This window comes from Marinicella rhabdoformis (assembly GCF_009671245.1).
Taxonomy (GTDB): domain Bacteria; phylum Pseudomonadota; class Gammaproteobacteria; order Xanthomonadales; family Marinicellaceae; genus Marinicella; species Marinicella rhabdoformis.
Window position 1 is genome coordinate 460,474 of sequence record NZ_VTFS01000003.1, and the last position, 17,983, is coordinate 478,456.

17 protein-coding genes are annotated in these 17,983 nt (G+C 43.4%); 8 read left to right on the forward strand and 9 right to left on the reverse strand.

The window, feature by feature from the left end:
- Window positions 1–7: 7 nt before the first annotated feature.
- The 3 genes from FET73_RS09815 to FET73_RS09825 form a co-directional block, all read right to left on the reverse strand.
- Entirely contained in the window at window positions 8–640 is a 633-nt protein-coding gene (locus FET73_RS09815) for a Rieske (2Fe-2S) protein (RefSeq protein ID WP_154223765.1), read from the reverse strand.
- Window positions 641–647: 7 nt separating this feature from the next.
- Complete coding sequence (locus tag FET73_RS09820) at window positions 648–1,895, reverse strand: MFS transporter (protein ID WP_154223766.1); 1,248 nt, start codon at window positions 1,893–1,895, stop codon at window positions 648–650.
- 142 nt (window positions 1,896–2,037) lie between these two features.
- Entirely contained in the window at window positions 2,038–2,460 is a 423-nt protein-coding gene (locus tag FET73_RS09825) for a styrene oxide isomerase (RefSeq protein ID WP_154223767.1), read from the reverse strand.
- A gap of 114 nt (window positions 2,461–2,574) precedes the next feature.
- Here FET73_RS09825 and FET73_RS09830 point away from each other — a divergent pair, with 114 nt between their 5' ends.
- On the forward strand, window positions 2,575–3,447 hold the full coding sequence (locus tag FET73_RS09830) for a cation diffusion facilitator family transporter (protein ID WP_154223768.1): 873 nt from the start codon (window positions 2,575–2,577) through the stop codon (window positions 3,445–3,447).
- 3 nt (window positions 3,448–3,450) lie between these two features.
- Here the strand turns inward: FET73_RS09830 and FET73_RS09835 are convergent, their stop codons facing one another.
- The gene (locus tag FET73_RS09835) at window positions 3,451–6,153 is read right to left on the reverse strand and encodes an FG-GAP repeat protein (protein ID WP_154223769.1); all 2,703 of its coding nucleotides are present in this window, start codon (window positions 6,151–6,153) and stop codon (window positions 3,451–3,453) included.
- A 70-nt stretch (window positions 6,154–6,223) separates the two neighbouring features.
- Here FET73_RS09835 and FET73_RS09840 point away from each other — a divergent pair, with 70 nt between their 5' ends.
- A complete protein-coding gene (locus tag FET73_RS09840; RefSeq protein WP_154223770.1) occupies window positions 6,224–6,406 on the forward strand; it encodes a cation efflux transmembrane domain-containing protein in 183 nt (60 codons plus the stop codon).
- Between the two features lie 41 nt (window positions 6,407–6,447).
- Window positions 6,448–7,158 (forward strand): zinc metallopeptidase, encoded by a 711-nt coding sequence (locus FET73_RS09845; RefSeq protein WP_246172716.1) that lies wholly within the window; start codon window positions 6,448–6,450, stop codon window positions 7,156–7,158.
- A 210-nt stretch (window positions 7,159–7,368) separates the two neighbouring features.
- On the opposite strand, the gene FET73_RS09850 is transcribed toward FET73_RS09845, so the two are convergent.
- The 4 genes from FET73_RS09850 to pip all read right to left on the reverse strand — a co-directional run bounded on the left by FET73_RS09850 (window position 7,369) and on the right by pip (window position 10,298).
- Complete coding sequence (locus FET73_RS09850) at window positions 7,369–7,740, reverse strand: NUDIX domain-containing protein (RefSeq protein ID WP_179952212.1); 372 nt, start codon at window positions 7,738–7,740, stop codon at window positions 7,369–7,371.
- Between the two features lie 3 nt (window positions 7,741–7,743).
- The gene (locus FET73_RS09855; protein WP_154223772.1) at window positions 7,744–8,262 is read right to left on the reverse strand and encodes a hypothetical protein; all 519 of its coding nucleotides are present in this window, start codon (window positions 8,260–8,262) and stop codon (window positions 7,744–7,746) included.
- Window positions 8,263–8,490: 228 nt separating this feature from the next.
- The gene (locus FET73_RS09860; protein ID WP_154223773.1) at window positions 8,491–9,279 is read right to left on the reverse strand and encodes a class I SAM-dependent methyltransferase; all 789 of its coding nucleotides are present in this window, start codon (window positions 9,277–9,279) and stop codon (window positions 8,491–8,493) included.
- A gap of 71 nt (window positions 9,280–9,350) precedes the next feature.
- A complete protein-coding gene (gene pip / locus FET73_RS09865) occupies window positions 9,351–10,298 on the reverse strand; it encodes a prolyl aminopeptidase (RefSeq protein ID WP_154223774.1) in 948 nt (315 codons plus the stop codon).
- Window positions 10,299–10,394: 96 nt separating this feature from the next.
- On the opposite strand from pip, the gene FET73_RS09870 reads away from it, so the two are divergent.
- From FET73_RS09870 to FET73_RS09890, 5 genes are read left to right on the forward strand one after another with little or no spacing between them, the layout of a single operon-like run.
- Window positions 10,395–11,642: an Nramp family divalent metal transporter gene (locus FET73_RS09870; RefSeq protein ID WP_154223775.1), complete on the forward strand. Its 1,248-nt coding sequence runs from the start codon at window positions 10,395–10,397 to the stop codon at window positions 11,640–11,642.
- A gap of 1 nt (window position 11,643) precedes the next feature.
- Window positions 11,644–12,402, forward strand: coding sequence for a 5-oxoprolinase subunit PxpA (gene pxpA / locus FET73_RS09875; protein WP_154223776.1), 759 nt, complete (start codon window positions 11,644–11,646; stop codon window positions 12,400–12,402).
- The gene (locus FET73_RS09880) at window positions 12,395–13,153 is read left to right on the forward strand and encodes a 5-oxoprolinase subunit B family protein (RefSeq protein ID WP_154223777.1); all 759 of its coding nucleotides are present in this window, start codon (window positions 12,395–12,397) and stop codon (window positions 13,151–13,153) included. Before pxpA ends, FET73_RS09880 begins: the two co-directional genes overlap by 8 nt.
- The gene (locus FET73_RS09885; RefSeq protein WP_154223778.1) at window positions 13,150–14,046 is read left to right on the forward strand and encodes a 5-oxoprolinase subunit C family protein; all 897 of its coding nucleotides are present in this window, start codon (window positions 13,150–13,152) and stop codon (window positions 14,044–14,046) included. Before FET73_RS09880 ends, FET73_RS09885 begins: the two co-directional genes overlap by 4 nt.
- 51 nt (window positions 14,047–14,097) lie before the next feature.
- Window positions 14,098–16,902 carry a golvesin C-terminal-like domain-containing protein gene (locus tag FET73_RS09890; protein WP_154223779.1) on the forward strand — a complete coding sequence of 935 codons (2,805 nt, stop codon included), beginning with the start codon at window positions 14,098–14,100 and terminating at the stop codon, window positions 16,900–16,902.
- Window positions 16,903–16,963: 61 nt separating this feature from the next.
- On the opposite strand, the gene FET73_RS09895 is transcribed toward FET73_RS09890, so the two are convergent.
- On the reverse strand, window positions 16,964–17,839 hold the full coding sequence (locus FET73_RS09895; RefSeq protein WP_154223780.1) for a hypothetical protein: 876 nt from the start codon (window positions 17,837–17,839) through the stop codon (window positions 16,964–16,966).
- Window positions 17,840–17,983 lie beyond the last annotated feature (144 nt).

Sequence of the window (17,983 nt, forward strand, 5' to 3'; positions counted from 1 at the left end):
AGCAGCCTTATTCTGCCAAGTTTATTTCTAGCTTACTTCTTGCTGTAATTTGATAAGGAGGGACAAAGAGGTGTTGCTTGGCATCAATGCTGTTATAAAACACACGACCGGCATTATCGTACCCGAGGTTTGTACATGGGTCATAAAATTCATTCACGGTTGTTATGGCTTGCTGTTTCGCGTCATAATTTTCTGCTGATCGTTTTATTATCGAGCACCCACTTATCGGACTCAAAGCAAAAAAGACAAAATATGCCTCATCGTGTGACCTTAATTTCGGGTTGTGCCAATCTGTGTCTGGCACTTTCCATTTATGCAGTGCTTTTTGCCACGACTCCGTTGGCTGGTTTTCATGTTGTTTTTGACTCAATTGATCATAAACCAAGAATTGATGCCTGTTCAGCTTTAATATTTCACTTTGTGTTCTTCGGTAAATACCGACCGGAAAACCTCGTAAAATAACAGTTTTCATACTTCCAGGCTCAATCTCGCTGACTTCAATCAGCGCATAACTTATGGCTTTGGGTTTGTGTTTTTTAAATGCCGGGGCTTCTAAACTCTGACAAGCAACGACCATAACTGTATAAAATCCAAACACAGTCATCATCAACATCAGCCTAACCAACCACTTTCGTGTCATTGCATCATCATTTACGTAATACAAACAAAGAAGCCAGAGACAACAAAACCATAACAGCAACAAATGGCATGCTGGCCATCAAGATACCATCCCAGCCAAATTGAAAAACCACCCAACCGGCAAGCAAGGACGACGCACCTTGGAAAGCAAAGACACTGAAGTCATTGATGGCTTGGACCTTGTGTTTTTCTGCCTCGTGGTAACTTCTGGGAAGCAAGGTCGTACCTGAGAAAAAGAGGAAATTCCAACCCACACCCAAAACAATCAAAGCCCACCAATAATGCACCAATTCATGGCCTTGACCCGCTATGACAAGCACTGCGACAAACATCAATGTCCCGACCATCAAGAAGTATTTTATCGGAATTTTTTGACCCAGCCATATGGTCAACAAAGAAGGCAAGTACATCGCAGACACATGTGACTGTATCACCCACTTGGTGTGCTCTAAACTGTGACCATGCAGGCTGTGCATACTCAAAGGTGTGGCCGTCATGATGAAACTCATCAGACCAAAACCCAAAGCTGCTGCCATCATGGCAATGATAAAAACCGGCTGCATGATGATGGTTGATAGTGGCCTGACCTTTTGCTCTATTGGATCTGTTGACATCAGTGGGTCCTTAAAAAAACTGACAATCAAAATAGCGACGAATGATAATCCCGCCAATGCCACAAAAGCACCGGCATAGCTGGCACCACCGTCATGAGAATCAATCCAGCCACTTGATAATAAACCCACTTCAGGGCCAATCAAAGCCGCAAAGATGCCCGTGAACATCAAAACAGAAATGGCGCGGGGGATTAATTTCGGCGAGTCTAAACTTTCCATAGCAGCAAAGCGCAATTGTTGCCCAAAAGCCCCGGCATTACCTAACAAAAACCCAGCCAAACAAAACAACCAGAAATGCCCCAACATTACAGCAAAAGCCGCCAATAAATGCCCCAAAACACTGCCAGAAAAACCAAACATCACCGCTTTCCTTCTGCCCCAACGCTTGGCCAACAATGCCGCGGGAATGGTCGCTGACGCCACGCCCGCCACCATCAAGCCCAAAGGCAAGGTCACCAAACTCGGATCAGGTGCCATTTGTGAAGATATGATGCCACCAATAAACACCAACAAAGGCGCAGCAGCCATCACCAAAGGCTGTGCAATGAACAACAAAGTGATGTTGCGCGGCAAACCCGAAAAACGATCTATCAAGGCCGTGCAAAGCAACAAACCCGAGACAATAATGATTAAATTCTGCATGGAGTCAGTCTATCAGTGAGTTAAATGTAAAACCAGAAATTAAATTAAACAGAATTGTTACAACGAGGCCCTCTTCTTTAGTTTTGCAGCAATGTATATCTCGAACCAAATTTTATGCTACCCCAGAATCGATTATATTTGGCTAACCATCACCCATCGCACCTGATTTTAAGCCCAAAATGGCTAAAATTACTGCGATTAATGATGTCAGTGCGACTGATAAAAACATCAACAGCACCACCAATTCTGTTATGTTCTCTCCTACATAACCTGCAGCTGCAATTGGCGTGGCTTTTCCTGCCCCCATGATCGCGCCCAAAAGACATGCCAACCAATTAAAATAGCTTGAAAAAAGCCAACACCAATACATTGTTTTTACTTTCTTTTGAGACAGGTCAAATTGGTGCCAAATTGCACCCAAAACAAGTAACAGAATGCCGCTTAAAATCCCTACAGTATGTGCAGAAAGCCCTAACCTTGGGATTTCTAATGAAGGGATTAGCATCCCCGTTACCATCGATAACAGCATGATAATGAAACCATGGCGAATGATGTTTCGATTCATTTGATAATTCTCCTTAGTTTTATAGTAAACATACTATAGTGAGTATATCATTAATTCTAAATTATGAAGTTGGTCTCACTACCCTGACAATCCAACTTGTATTAGAATACCGTCATGAAAAAAGATGAATTCACTGCGCAGGAAAAAGACCACAAGGTTCAACAGATCATTCTGATTGAAGGCTTTTATAATGTGGTGGTTTTGCTGCTCAAAGCCGTGGTGGGTTTTGCCACCGGGTCTTTGGCCATATTGGGTGATGCAGTGCATTCTTTGACCGATGTGATGAACAATGTGGTGATTTGGCTGGTGATGCGGGTGGCCAGAAAGCCGGCAGATATTGACCACCCTTATGGCCACAGAAAGTTTGAAACCATGGCAGTGTTTGCTTTGGCATCTTTGCTGGTGGTTTTGGCTGTAGAGCTGATGCTGATGGCTTTTCGCTCAGAAACAAAAGCCGTGGTCAGCGAGCCTTGGGGCTTGGCATTGATGGTCTTGGTTCTGGTGCTGAACTTAGGTATTTCTTTTTGGGAACGTCAATGGGCTAAGAGGCTTGATTCAGATATTTTATTGGCCGATGCGCAACACACCTTGTCAGATGCCTTGACCACCGTTTTGGTGATTGTCAGTTGGCAGCTGTCGGCGATGGGTTATTTGTGGCTGGACAAGCTTTGCGCGTTCGGTGTGGCGGCATTGGTTTTGTACATTGCTTTTGGTTTGTTTCAAAAAGCCGTGCCGATTTTGGTTGACGGCTTCGCCATTGACCCTGATTTATTGACTCAAGCCGCCGCAAAAATTGAAGGTGTTGAAGAAGTCAGACAAGTGCGTTCACGTTGGATTGGCTCGGTTAAAGCCGTGGATTTGGTGATAGCGGTCGATGCAGAAATTTCGACCAAAGACTCTCATGACATTGCTGACGAGGTAGAAAACAGCATCATGAAAGCCTTTAATGTGGTAGACATTTCGATTCATGTAGAACCGTTTGAATAACAATCAGGGATTTTCAAAAGCGTCCTGAAAAATTAAATCGACAAAATCATCACAGACAATTTCTATGTCACTGATGTTTTCTTGCTGCACGACCCCTGAACCTAGGTTTACTTGGCACGATTGATTGAAGGGATACCCATTGCCAATGATTTCTACATTGTAGTTGTGATTTTCAGGTAACTGCATATCAAAAGTAAAACCACCATTCACCGAAATCACTTCCCTGTCATTAAGCTTCAGTTTCAAAGAATTTTGGGGCAATAAATTGGAGATACTGCCAGATACAGTGTATGTTTCATTCAGCTGATATAACGTTGCCCTACCCGAGTTGAGGCCATGAAAACCGGCTTCTGGTATGCCAATCAATAATTGATTATCAATGCCTTGAAAAGCCCTGCCAAATTCATCGTCTTGGCCATATTCTGATTCTAAATATCCACTGAACTGCCACCCGTTAATGTATTCAAATTCCATCAATTTATTGAAATTTCCAGATTGACTCCTGGCACTGACAACCAAAGTTTCATCATTCAAATACAAATCATAGCCAAAATATTCAAGACCATTAGGGAATGTTGTTGTTATGGTTTCTTCAAATACCCAGTCGTTATTGTCATCACGTTTATACATGTGAACTTCCCCATTGGAAAGCGTATGTCCTTGTTGATTTCTCTGGTTGTTTGCAGCACCAATAGCCAAAAGGTTTTTACTTGCAGAAAAAGCCGAGCCAAAATTCTGGCCATCATTCGCCAGCGGACTGTGAATCGCAGATTGCTCTACCCACCCATTGCCATCATAAGCCATAACACTCACATAACTTTGGGGGTTGTTCCCTGAAGTTACATTTTGCAAATAAAGCAAACCATCAATATAAGCCATGCTTTTCGAATAAGAATTTAAGCCTGTTTCAAAGTTTAATATTTCACTGATAACAGTCTGGTTGTCATCAAAAACTATTTGATGTATTAAAACTCGCTTGTTAATCTCATCCCGAGACAATGTGATGATGCCATGTTCAGTGTGAAGAACTTTTTTTATCACAGTCAAAACGGTTGTGTTGGTTTGACCTTGTTCATGTTCCAAGAAAGGCAAGTCTATGCCCTGTGAACTGACCCAGCCATTATTCCCTTTTTCCCATTTGACTAATTGTGAATCATTAAAATAAACCACAACATTGTCCTGAACATCTAAAACCCTTCCAAAGAAAAACCCGGGTTCATCATATGTTTGCTTAAATGACAGTGACCAATTATCATTCTGATCTTTCTCAAAAACATATAAGTTGGGTTGGTAAACATCTTCACCATCAACTTCACTGAAATCCGTCGCCGCAAAAGCCGCCACATTGTTATCTATATCAAGCTCTCTACCAAAAAACTGTTCATATGAGCCCGGATTCAAATCAATCCTTTTGTCATCTACCCAAACGTTATTCTGTTGTTTAAATGTATAAACTCGCGTGTATCCGTTCGCCACTAAAATTTCATTTTCATGAGCCAGAACCGTGTAACCAAAATACGGGTACTCAAATCCAGGCATGTATATTTTCTGTTTGAATTGCCAACCTGAAAGGTCTTTTTCGAAAACATATGCAGCACCTTTTTCATCTCCACCATCATCATTGCCATAAGCACCAGCAACCAATACACCATCCTGAAGACTCATTGTGGTACCTAACAATTCTTCCCACTGCTGACTTGAAGATTCATAAGTGGATTGTTCTGTCCAAAGGTCATTTTCTATTTCAAAAAAATACAATTTCCCATTAGAGTCCTCATTGTGCATTAACGCAGAAACAATCAAATCATCTCCTTGTATGACAACCTCTCTACCAAATGTTCCTGACATTGCAGCATCACTGGCCAAAATAGACTGGCTTTGAACCCATAAACCATTTTCTTTTTTGAAAACAAATACACTGCCGGTGGAATTATTGTACCTGGTAGCCCCTACGACAACATAATCATCATTGACATCTAAGGACTTACCAAAATAAACGTTAATCAGTTGACCACCAATATCAAAATCCAGTTTTTGTGTTTGCTGCCAATTGCCTTCCACCTCTTCAAATACAAAGACCGCGCCAGAATTATTAGCCTCTATATCACTTTTATAGTCTCCAACAAAAATTTGACCATTATTCACTGCCAAGCTGGAACCAAAATCTTCAATTGATTGACCCTGATTGGCGGTTATCACTTGCTGTAGGCTCCATTCATCATTATTTTTTCTGAAGACATAAACCACACCTGACTGATAATCATTTCCATGACCATCCGGCGCCCCAACCACAGCAATATCTCCTTGAATGGCAACAAATTTCCCAAACAACTCTTCATATTCATAAGGAGGGCGTAGGATGTGTTTTTCCACCCAGTCACCTTGTTCCATTTCATAAATGACAGCATAGTTTTTTACACCTAAAATCATGGTGTCATTATCAACATCTGCCCTCAGGCCAATATTTTCTCCACGACCAATGCCTTCTGGAGTTGGTAAAAATTCATGGAGAACCTCTTTACTCAATTCAGACGTCACTCCATTTGATACTACAGGCAAGTCTTTATCTGTGACAGTTTCAGGCAACAAAGAAGGCGGCGATTTATAATTTAATGGAGGATTATCCAGTGTATCTTTGATGGTAAATGAAGCTGATAATGAGAATGAGATAAATAAAAAGATAATTGAAACTATTGGCTTAAGCATGTGAGGTTGATTTTTTTAAAAGTACATCATAATTAATAGTTTTTAAAATGCAATATAGTGAGATGTTTTTTTGAGTGATGCGGTGCATTCTTTGACTGATGTGATGAACAATGTGGTGATCTGGCTGGTGATGCGGGTGGCCAGAAAGCCGGCGGAAATTGGCCTCCCTTTTGATAACAGTAAGTTTGAAGCCGTGACGGCGTCTGTCTTTGCTGGGCTGCTGCTTGTATATTCACCTTCATTGAACATTTAAAACACTCAAAATGCCTTGTTCCATAATGAATTCAATACTGCTTGACCACTTGGGTGTGTCTTTGTAACATCACCCCTATGCCGTTCTTGATTGTTTTAATCTTGCTGATTGTTTTTGGCCCCAACCTTTGGGTCAAACATGTGCTGCGCAAACACCAAAAACACATCGAATCGCTGGATGGTACTGGCAGCGAATTGGCCTTGCATTTAATCGAACGTTTTGAACTTGATGGCGTTGAAGTTATTAAAGGTAAAGTTGATGAAGATTATTATGATCCAAAAAACAAAGTCGTTTGCCTCAGTCCAGAAGTACACGATGGACAATCTTTGACTGCCGTGGCAGTGGCTGCGCATGAAGTCGGCCATGCGATTCAATTTTATAAACAAGAACCAGTCAGCCGACTGCGTGAAAAATATTTGTCCAAAGCACATGCAATAAAACATTATGGCATGATGTTTTTGATGGCCTCACCTATCCTTGGCTTGGTTTTCAGGCTTCCCCACTTGACCTTGTTAACCATTGTGATTGGTGTCATTACCATGGTGGTTTCTGTTTTGATGTATGTGGCCGTGCTGCCAGAGGAATTTGATGCCAGTTTCAACAAAGCCATGCCGATACTCGAAGAAGGCTACATCACTGAAGAACAATTACCCAAAGTCCGACAAATCCTCCGCGCTTGTGCCATGACTTATGTCGCTGGCGCCATGGCCGACATGCTGAATTTATGGCGCTGGATTCGGTTTATCAGGTAAGCTTGTTGATTTCAAACCTAAAGATGAGATTCCGGCACTCGCCTCAGGCTCGGCTGGAATGACGGTTTATTGTTGACTTGACTGGGACTTAAACTAAGCTGGCGTAGTCAGTGAAATTTACAACAACCTAAATTAACTTAAATTAAATTAACTTAAATCACTGGGACCGCCAGCTGGCACAGGCACACAAGCTACTAGAACAGGCTGTATTCAATCAATGATAATTTGATCTACGAGTGAGCTCTTGTGTTTGTCTTTATGATTGAACCAAACCACTTCTTCAATTTCAGAATCGGCTTTCACTTCGCCTGAGTAATCGGCTTCATAACAAGTCATTTTCACTTGCAAACCTTCGGGCATGCCGTGGGCTTGAGCAACAAAAGTACCGAGGTACTTGATGCTTTCAGGTGTTAAATCTACCGTCAACTCCTCTTTGATCTCACGGGTCAATGCTTGGTGATCACTTTCATCCGCTTCGCGTTTACCACCCGGAATATAGTAGGTGTCTTTGCCCTTAGAGCGGGCGCTGAGGAATTGATTGTTCTTGATGTAAATCCATGCCAGTTTGTCTATTTCTTGCACTTTTTAATTTTCACTTGGCGCAGTGGATGAAACAGAATCTGTGGCTTGTCCTGTTCCTGGACTGCTGCTGTAATCCGATGAAATTTTCAACACAGCATTCAATGACGTTTGAAACAGTTCTTTGGCCACATCAGGGGTTAGGCCGTTAATCGACTTTAAATTACCCATAAACTCACATGTCCTGAACATGACTTCTCTGGATAACAAAACGCCAGGATTTATTCCGCCCAATTCTGCCACGCCTGAAGATGTATTGGCACCAACTCCCAAGCTTGTGGTGCCCTCTTTGGCACTCAAAGAATCCCCTCCTGATTGAACAACTGCAAAATCTTGCCCTCTTGAAGAGCAAATAATTTCTGCATTTTTTCCGGTATGTAGGTAGACAACATCGTTGTCTGGGCTGGTTTCTACTGCTGTTAATGATCCTTCAGAAATCACTTTACTCTGTAATTTAGGCTGGCTATTTAAACTGGCGCATGAACTCAGAATTAAGCTCATTAATAAAATATTTATACTTTTCATCGTTTCCCCCTTTGAGCATAACTCAAAGCATGAGACGAATTCCTGTATACATGTTTGAGCTTGAATTGAGATAATATAATACCGTGATTGATATTAACCTTATCACAATAGATTGTACAAATATAACAATTTCAATATATACTCAATGATTTCTTGCACCTAGCTTGAGCCTGTAAAACCCTTGTCTCAGACAGCTTCTGTTGTCTACAGACTCAATCTATAAATACATTATTTCTCTGCTTTTGTGAACACCAAAACAAAGCGGTCGGTTTTGCCGCGCATGTCTTTGTCGAAAACACTTTTGCTGTGGTCGTCATCGGCATTGCCCAAGACATTCGATTCTCCTTTCAATTCAAAGCCATAGGATTCAATCACTTCAATGGCGTAAGCCTTTTCAATGCGGTGTAAAGATTTCGCGACTGTGTCTTTTGTGCCTGCTTTGGCGTTGTGATCTACGATCATAAAACGGCCACCTGTTTTCAAGCCTTTGTGGATTTGTCCCATAAAGGCATCGCGATCAATTTGTGGCCAACCATTTTCTGAGTCGTCAAAGAACAAATCATGGAATGACATGATGATCATGGCAGCATCCAAGCTACCTGCTTTCATGCCCAAGTCATCAACTTCTCTGTCATGTTGAATCATTTGTGTGAACTTATTATTGTCCATGCGTTTTTTCAAAGCTTCACCAACAAAGGCACGGTATGCACCGTTGTTGTGTAGATAGACTTTACCTTCAGCACCGACAATTCGGGCCAACAATTCTGAGTAGTAACCACCACCTGCAAACACATCAAACACATGGTCACCCGCTTTAACACCCAACATTTGTAATGTCACATCGGGCCGACTGCGGGCATCACGCGCTTTGTCGGCATCGGTTCTTCCCTCAGCGTTCATAGCCACTGTGACATCAGATTGAGCTGCAGCATTCACTTTGGTATCCGCATTTTTTTCAGCTGCCACAGACAATGGGGAAAATGCCAGTAAAGCCATGGTGTATATTATTTTTTTCATTGTATTGCCTCTTGTACGAAATCATTCATAGAATACTAACACAAACCATGCCAATGGCTACCTGACAGAAGTCATGAATCTGCCCAAGCATCCGTGGCTTTGAGCAACGCCGATGTGATGCTGGGTTCAAAAGCTGAATGACCGGCATCAGCAATAATTTGAAAATCTGCTTCCGGGAATGCTTGGTGTAATTCCCAAGCGGTGTCCAAGGGACAAACCACATCGTAACGGCCTTGAATAATAACAGTTGGGATGTGTCGGATTTGATCGACGTTTTCTATCAATTGATTCTCTGTTTCAAAAAAACCTTTGTTCATAAAGTAATGGTTCTCAATCCGCGCAAAGGCCAATGCAAACTCGGGTTCGGCTGTGTCTTCGATGTGCTTCAGGTCAGGGAACATGTGGCAGGTTGAGCCTTCCCAAACTGACCAACGTTTGGCCGCTTCCAATCGCTCAGTTTCATCATCTGACAACAGGCGCTTTTGGTAAGCTGCCATCATGTCATGTCGTTCATCTTCTGGAATAAAATCACGGTAAGTGGCCCAAGCATCAGGGAAAAGCCGGCTGGCACCTTCTTGGTAAAACCATTGCAGTTCCTTTTCGCGTAATAAAAAGATGCCACGCAGTACCAACTCTGTTACCCGTTCTGGGTGCTTTTGCGCATAGGCCAAAGCCAAGGTGCTGCCCCAAGAACCACCGAATACTTGCCACTGTTCAATGTTCAACATCTCGCGAATCAGTTCCATGTCAGCAATCAAGTCCCAAGTGGTGTTGTCTTCTAAACAGGCATGTGGCGTGCTTTGACCGCAACCGCGTTGGTCAAACTGGATGATGCGGTATTTTTCAGGGTTAAAGAAACCACGGGTTTCTGGCGACACGCCACCACCAGGCCCTCCGTGTACAAAGACTACTGGCTTGCCTTTTGGATTACCTGATTCTTCCCAGTAGATTGAATGCAGTTCAGAAACTTGTAAATGACCTGATTGTGTGATTTCATTGACTTGATACAGTTCGCTCATGATTAAATGCTGCCATAAAAAGATTAAACAATAAATTGTAGCACCAAAGCAAACAAATCAAAGCTAAAATAAAAGCATTCACCATGAGTTAAATTGATGCCACAAACCATAGTCAACCCCAATGAACCCAGTCACAACACGCCTTCGACCAAAGCAAGCAGTTTGGGCCCTGCCACTTGGGTAGCGGCTGCTTTTATCGGACCCGGAACGGTTACTGCCTGTACTTTGGCTGGTGCCAAATTTGGTTTCACCTTGCTTTGGGCTTTGTTGTTTTCTGTTTTGGCCTGCATGGCTTTACAAGAAATGGCGGCGCGGTTGGGCGTGGTGACCAAGAAAGGGTTGAGCGAGAACATTGCTGACCAATTAAAAAACCCAACAGCACGATATGCAGCATTTGCTTTGATTGCTTTGGCCATTTTTATCGGCAACTCAGCCTATGAAGGTGGCAACATTGCTGGCGCTGTTTTGGGCATTTCTACTTTGTGGCCTGATTTAGACATTCCTTGGCCTATGGTGATTGGTGCGATTGCGGCACCGGTGATTGCTTTGGGGCAAAACAAAACCATTACTTATGTGATGACGGCTTTGGTGATTCTGATGAGTGTGGCTTTTGTCGGCACCTTTGTCATGGTTGATGTTGACATGAGTGCCTTTTTCAAAGGTTTTGAACCCTCAATGCCAGAAGGCGCTTTATTGACTGTGGTGGCTTTGATTGGTACAACCGTTGTGCCCTATAATCTGTTTTTACATGCCACAGCTGCCAAAGACCAATGGAAGGACAGTGATTCACCAGAAGTGGCTTTGTCACAAGCACGCAAAGACATCGTTATTTCTATTGGTGTTGGTGGTTTGATCTCCATGGCCATCATTGGCACCGCAGCAGCAGCGTTTTTTCAACAACAAATTCAAATTCAAAATGCCGCTGACATGGCGGTGCAATTGACACCTTTGTTTGGTGAACAAGCCAAGTACCTGATGGCTTTGGGTTTATTTGCTGCCGGTGTTTCATCGGCGATCACTGCACCTTTGGCTGCACGTTATGCCATTGTCGGTATGTGGCCCAATGCACCCAAGATGTTTTGTGAGTCGGTCGCATTTGTTGTCTTGTTTTCCGGTTTGGGCTTGTCTTTATCGGGATACAAACCCATCACTATCATTTGGTTTGCACAAATTGCCAATGGCATTTTACTACCCTTGATGGCGGTGTTTTTGTTGTCACTGATGAATAACAGTCAAATACTGGGTCGGTTCAAAAACTCTCACTGGCACAATGCAGCTGGTGCTGTGGTGGTTTTGGTTACTTTGATTTTGAGCACCAAATCATTGATGGCTGCCTTTTCATAACATGGGCATCCTACACATAGACCTCAATTGTGACTTGGGCGAATATGAAAGCTTGAGTGATGGCCACGCTGATGCAACCATCATGCCGTACATCAGCTCGTGTAACATCGCTTGTGGTGGTCATGCTGGCAATGAGGAAGTGATGGCACAATCAGTACAATGGGCCAAACACAATCAATTGCGCATTGGTGCTCACCCGAGTTTTCCTGACCGTGAAAACTTTGGCCGCCATAAAATAGACCTCAGCGACACAGCATTAAAACACAGTCTGGCGCATCAATTGACTGCGCTGAAGGCCGTTTGTGATGCCCATAATGTGGCGATGTCTTATGTTAAACCGCATGGTGCCTTGTATAACCTTGCCGCTGATGACTTGTCTTTGAGCATGTTATTGATAGAGGTGATACACGACATCAATCCACACTTGGCACTGATGGGTCTGGCCCATTCAGTCATGCAATCCGCCGCCGCTAAAACACATACCCATTTCATCGCTGAAGCTTTTATTGATCGGCGCTATACTTCCGATCTTCGCTTACAACCAAGAACAATACAGGGCGCGGTGATTGATGATTTTGAAGCACAAGCCGAACAAGCATTGGCATTGGCACAAGGCCGAGCCATACCCAGTGACGAAGGCCAACCATTGAACATCACATGCCAGAGCCTGTGCCTACATGGCGACACACCCAATGCAGCAGAAGCGGCTCAATTATTGAACCAACTGTTTATCCAAAATAACATACAAATCCATGCCTGATCTACCACATCAGTCACCACCTTATTCGATTGCTTTCGATCATGACAGGCTGTTTCGATTGCGTGCTAACGGCAGTCAATCTTTAATCCTCGATTTTAATAAAAATATCGATGACAAGGCTGACCCTTTGATTTTGATTCATCAGTTAACACAATACCTGATTGCTCACCCTCCGAGACATTTAATCAACATCATTCCGGCCAGCTTTTCAGTCACATTGGTGTTCAGTGTAGTTGTGATTCCAGACGATCATTGGCAAGATTACTTTTGCCAATCACTTGATGCTTGCCAAGGGCATCCATTAGATAGCCAGACCCATGTAGTCGAAGTGTGTTACGAAACAAACCATTACGAAACAGGCCCGAACAACACCATGGCAAGTGATTCAAACAGTGTATGTGAAATCTTACAGTGCAACACATCACAGTTGATAGAAGCCCATTGCAGCGTCCATTACCGTGTTGATATGTTGGGTTTTTTACCTGGCTTTGCTTATTTGAGTGGCTTAAGCGAAGCTTTACAATTACCAAGGAAATCAAAGCCCACCCTCAATGTGCCTGCAGGCAGTGTTGCCATAGGTGGCCAATACAGTGCCATTTACCCAGTCCAGAGTCCTGGTGGCTGGCATGTCATCGGCCACACCCATTTCAAGTGTATAGATTGGCAGCGAGCTGAATTTTGTCCATTCAAACCACTGGACACCGTCAGATTCGTTCCGATTTCCCTAGACCAGTGGCTGACACAACAATGAATCAATGGCGCATCATCAAACCCGGGCTATCCTCTACCTTTCAAGATGCAGGCCGATTTAATCTGGCCCACATCGGCATCCCAGTTTCTGGTGCCTTGGATTTGCCGGCGGCTCACTATGCCAATAAACTGTTGGCCAATGACCTCAATGATGCGGTGATTGAAATCACCATGACGGGCATTTCTTTTGAAACAGCTTGTGATTGTAGCATCGCCATCACAGGCGCTGTTTTTTGCTGCCAAATTAACGACCGACACGTTGACCACCAACAAACCCTTAACCTCAAGGCTGGCGATGTATTTTCGATGCACAAACGACACTCGGGTGTGCGGGCTTATTTGGCCGTCGCTGGCGGTTTTGATCTGCCAATGACATTAGGCAGTACCAGTACTTTGGTGTCTGCTAAACTGGGTGGTTATCAAGGTCGTTCGTTACAAGCCAATGATGTCATTGTATTAAATAACCCTTACCATTCACCAAGCCGCTCTGTTGCCGATTGGAAACGACCCAAAGTACACTCAAAAGTCACCAGTGCTCAGGCCATCCATGTCATTCGCGCCCAACCTGGCCCGGAATATGATTTGTTCGATTCATACAGTCAACAATCACTTTGGCAACAAGCCTTTGAAGTCACCCAAGACTGCGATCGCATGGGCATGCGCTTGCACAATGAATACCAGTTGAAAGCAATAAAAACCATCAGCAGTTCAGGCATTGTTCCTGGCAGCTTACAAGTCACACCTGACGGTGACAGCATCATGACCCTCAATGACGGACAGGTCACCGGTGGTTACCCCAGAATATTGGTGGTTTTACCTGATCAAATTTCACTGTTGGCACAAGCGCAACCAGGCGACGCTTTGTATTTTTTTAGGCAATTTTGCCCAATTTGAATACGCTGGGTTGATAAGCGATAATAAACTGGTTCTATATCGAATTGAATCATGAAATCTTTGCTTTTCTGGCTGTGCGCATTATTGAGCTGCCAATCTGTGGCGCTGATCTATCAACAAAATGGTCAATGGGTTGAATCCACCGAAAAAACCGCTCTGAGCGTTGAAGCACAGGTGCAGGATGTCCTGATACCCAGTGCTGCATCTGGCTTTGATGCTTTGTTGCCTCGGGGCAGCGAAGTGATTTCAGTTGATATAACAGACAAGGATTTTGTTGTCAGCTTAAGGCTTGATGAAGGTTTCTTACGCCATAAGTTGACTGAACCACAACTGGAACGCATCAGCCGCAGCATTGACCTCAACTTGTCACACTGGTCATCGAATGCCCAAAACATCCACATCAGTGCCGAGTATCAAGGCAAACAAGTGGCTTTGTCTAACTTCTTAAACATTCAACCAGTGCCTCAAAAGCCTGATGATTTGAATCCCGAAAAAACCACCTCAACAACCAGAGCCACTCAAAAACGCAGTCCATATTCTGGGGCATTAAACAACAAAGTGCTGTTTATTTCACAAGCACATGGCTGGATTGATTATGACGACTTCAGGGAATGGTCAACACAACGCGGTATCACACATGACATCGTTGAGGATTTTGTCAATTCTGAAGGCATGAACCAATACCTGCTTGAATATTTAGATTTGGCTGGGGCCACCACCTTCACCTTGCGCGAACGGGACATGAATTCTGACATGTTGATTGTCGATGAAGCGGATTTGGCCTACAGTGAAGTTGGGGATGATGATTTATTCAATGCTTCTGGCGCCAATGGCTTTGCCAATGGACAAGCACCCTACTCAGCCACCAATGACCCATTCAGGGACAATGGCGGTACCGACCGCATCATCACCACCAGTTCTACGGAAACGGCCTACGCACAATGGACTTTGAACGTACCCAGCGACGGTTATTACCATGTTTATGTCTCGTATTCAGGTAATGGTAACCGACCCACTGATGCCGAATACACCGTTCGACATGGCGGCATTGACACCCAATTTACTGTCAACCAACAAAAGCACAGGTATTTATGGAACCATTTGGGTGAGTTTTACTTTACCCAAGGTGGTGACAACCATGTTCGTTTAAGCAACCAATCCGATCAAGCTGGCACCACGGTTTCTGCCGATGCAGTTCGTTTGGGCGGTGGCATGGGTGATGTGCGCGGCAACTATCATTCAATCATCAGTGGACATCCGCGCTGGGAAGAAGGCGCGCGCACTTGGGTACAATACCAAGGCGCCAACAGCAGTGTTTATGGCAGCGGTGATGTATCCTCACGTTCTCGGTTTGCCGACTGGGAATACTACACAGGAGAGGATGCACTGTATGTTTCTTGGCACTCCAATGCCTTCAATGGCACGGCACGTGGCACGAATACTTACATATATTCATCAAACCCGCCCAATGGCACCTACGACACAACACAAGCCATCGCAGGCTCGGCTGGCTTACAAACGGCAATTCACAATGAAATCATCAATGACATCAGGGGCTCTTGGGACGCCAACTGGCAAGATCGAGGATTACGCTCAGCGTATTTCGGTGAAATCAACCCGAACCACAATAACGAGATGCCTTCGGTTTTGATCGAGTTGGCTTTTCATGACAACGAAGATGATGCCAATGCCTTGCGCCACCCACAATTCAGAAAAATAGCCGCTCGTGCGGTTTATCAAGGCATCGTGAAATACTTTGCCGCACGAGATGGTGTCACAGCCCACTTATTACCTGAACCCCCCGAACAACTACAAGTGCTGTCTCAAGACAGTCAGACTTTGACTATTTCATGGCAAGCCGCACCGACTGATGTCAGTGGTGTGCTGGGCGATGCAGCTTCCAGTTATGTCATTTACCGCTCCAGTGATGGACGTAACTTTGACAACGGCATTGAGGTCAATGGTTTGTCACACAGTTTCAATGGCTTGCAAGCTGGACAAACCCTGTATTTCAAAGTGAAAGGGAAAAACCAAGGCGGCTTGTCTTTGGATTCAGAAGTGTTGGGAGCTCGTTTGCCGCATGGTCAAAATAAAGTGCTGGTGGTCAATGGTTTCGACAGATTGAATTCTGGCCAATTAATCTATGAGAATATGCCGGATATTGGTGGCTTTGTTGATCGCATGTATCTGCGCCAAATGAACCGCTTTGATTATGTGGTTGAACATGGTGATGCTTTGTCAGATTCACAGGTGGCTTTTGATTCAGCCAGCAATGAAAGCATAGAGGCAGGCTCAATCGACCTTGGTGACTATGTTGCCGTTTTGTGGGCTTTGGGTGAAGAGTCCAGTTTGGGAGTGACGCTATCCAGTACTGAACAATCGTTAATCGCGACTTACCTTAATCAAGGCGGACAGCTCTTCATCAGTGGTGCAGAAATTGCTTGGGATTTAGACAACTTGGGTTCGGCATCGGATCAAGAATTCTACAACAACACCCTAATGACAGCCTATTGGTCAGACGATGCCGGCACTTATGAAGCCACTGGCCTGTCAGGCTCTCCTTACGCTGGCATCAACAACATACAATTCGATGACGGTAGCTACCACAGCTACCAAGTGGAGTACCCCGACGAACTACAAGCACTGAGTCAAGCTGACCATTGTCTACAATACAGTGGCGCGCAATTCGCCTGCACCTATGTCGATACAGGTGTATATAAAGTCATACACCTCGGCTTCCCCTTTGAAACCATCACGTCTCAACAAAAACGCAACGATCTAATGGCCGCCACCATGAATTATTTTTTAATTGATGTGGATGATGATTTGATTTTTGAGGATGGTTTCGAAAATTGATACATACAACATAGCACAAAAGGCGGCACTTGGCCGCCTTTTTAATCTTGACTACAATATATTAATTTTGATCTTCAAATGGACAAATCACTTGATTTTCATTCTCCCAATAACATCTGTTCCCACTCACATGGCCAACTGATCTCAATCTATTTAACATACTCATCCAAGCCGCGATATTAGCATCACCGCCGCCACCGCCTAAGTCAAATTGCTGCCCAATAAGGCCATTAGCATCATCTGGAAGTATATTACCCTCACTGTCTTTCATTGAGCCCTCTACTTTGCTTACCCTTACTATAGGGTTCTTATTGTTTCCATCTATATCGACCCCTGTAACTATAACTTCAACAGTACTGCCGTCATTAAATTTAATATGATATACCTCACCTCTAAGCTCCTTATCCCCTATAACTTTATTTGCAATACCACTTACTTGCCTGTCTATAGAATTTAACAATGATTCACTGGCCCTCTCACTTAATAAACTAGAAACAGAAAAAACTAATTGGCCCACTGCGTTTGGACTGGATACCATCATATGTGCAGTTACCGGAAAATTTCTGGTGTTTCTGTAATGAAGCTGTTGAAAAGTGATTGGGTCAGCATTGATATTTTTCAATAATTTAAAATTCTGAATGGTATTTTCAACAATCATTTTTTCGTTAGAAGGCCCAGTTATTTTTCTAACAAAAATATGGTAAAAACCAGGTTCTACTTCTTTAGTAACTTCAAAAGTGTTGACTTCATCAGTATGAGCATTAATCACAAATACAGTTTTACTATTATAGTTAGCTAATTTATATTTTGCTTTCGCTTTCATGTCTGACAATGTACAGGTATAGCAATAAGTCACATCATAATTTGTTGAGGCATTGGCGTTTTGATAAGAAATTAAAAAAAGAAGTAATATTGATATTTTGTTTATATATTTCATAATAAATATTTTTAAATAATAGTTAAAAATCACTCTTGAATTATTTATGTCAAGAATAAGAATCACATACACATAGAAATAGAAATAGAAATAGAAATAGAAATAGAAAATTCCTATTATGTTTGAGCTTGTGTGTGCAAATAA

What these genes read in the sequence shown, in the direction of transcription:
- FET73_RS09885 (WP_154223778.1), top strand. Translation starts at nt 13,150, where the DNA reads ATGAATCAATGGCGCATCATCAAACCCGGGCTATCCTCTACCTTTCAA.
- FET73_RS09830 (WP_154223768.1), top strand. Translation starts at nt 2,575, where the DNA reads ATGAAAAAAGATGAATTCACTGCGCAGGAAAAAGACCACAAGGTTCAA.
- FET73_RS09835 (WP_154223769.1), bottom strand. Translation starts at nt 6,153, where the DNA reads ATGCTTAAGCCAATAGTTTCAATTATCTTTTTATTTATCTCATTCTCA.
- FET73_RS09815 (WP_154223765.1), bottom strand. Translation starts at nt 640, where the DNA reads ATGACACGAAAGTGGTTGGTTAGGCTGATGTTGATGATGACTGTGTTT.
- FET73_RS09860 (WP_154223773.1), bottom strand. Translation starts at nt 9,279, where the DNA reads ATGAAAAAAATAATATACACCATGGCTTTACTGGCATTTTCCCCATTG.
- FET73_RS09855 (WP_154223772.1), bottom strand. Translation starts at nt 8,262, where the DNA reads ATGAAAAGTATAAATATTTTATTAATGAGCTTAATTCTGAGTTCATGC.
- FET73_RS09895 (WP_154223780.1), bottom strand. Translation starts at nt 17,839, where the DNA reads ATGAAATATATAAACAAAATATCAATATTACTTCTTTTTTTAATTTCT.
- pxpA (WP_154223776.1), top strand. Translation starts at nt 11,644, where the DNA reads ATGGGCATCCTACACATAGACCTCAATTGTGACTTGGGCGAATATGAA.
- FET73_RS09890 (WP_154223779.1), top strand. Translation starts at nt 14,098, where the DNA reads ATGAAATCTTTGCTTTTCTGGCTGTGCGCATTATTGAGCTGCCAATCT.
- FET73_RS09820 (WP_154223766.1), bottom strand. Translation starts at nt 1,895, where the DNA reads ATGCAGAATTTAATCATTATTGTCTCGGGTTTGTTGCTTTGCACGGCC.
- FET73_RS09880 (WP_154223777.1), top strand. Translation starts at nt 12,395, where the DNA reads ATGCCTGATCTACCACATCAGTCACCACCTTATTCGATTGCTTTCGAT.
- FET73_RS09870 (WP_154223775.1), top strand. Translation starts at nt 10,395, where the DNA reads ATGCCACAAACCATAGTCAACCCCAATGAACCCAGTCACAACACGCCT.
- FET73_RS09825 (WP_154223767.1), bottom strand. Translation starts at nt 2,460, where the DNA reads ATGAATCGAAACATCATTCGCCATGGTTTCATTATCATGCTGTTATCG.
- pip (WP_154223774.1), bottom strand. Translation starts at nt 10,298, where the DNA reads ATGAGCGAACTGTATCAAGTCAATGAAATCACACAATCAGGTCATTTA.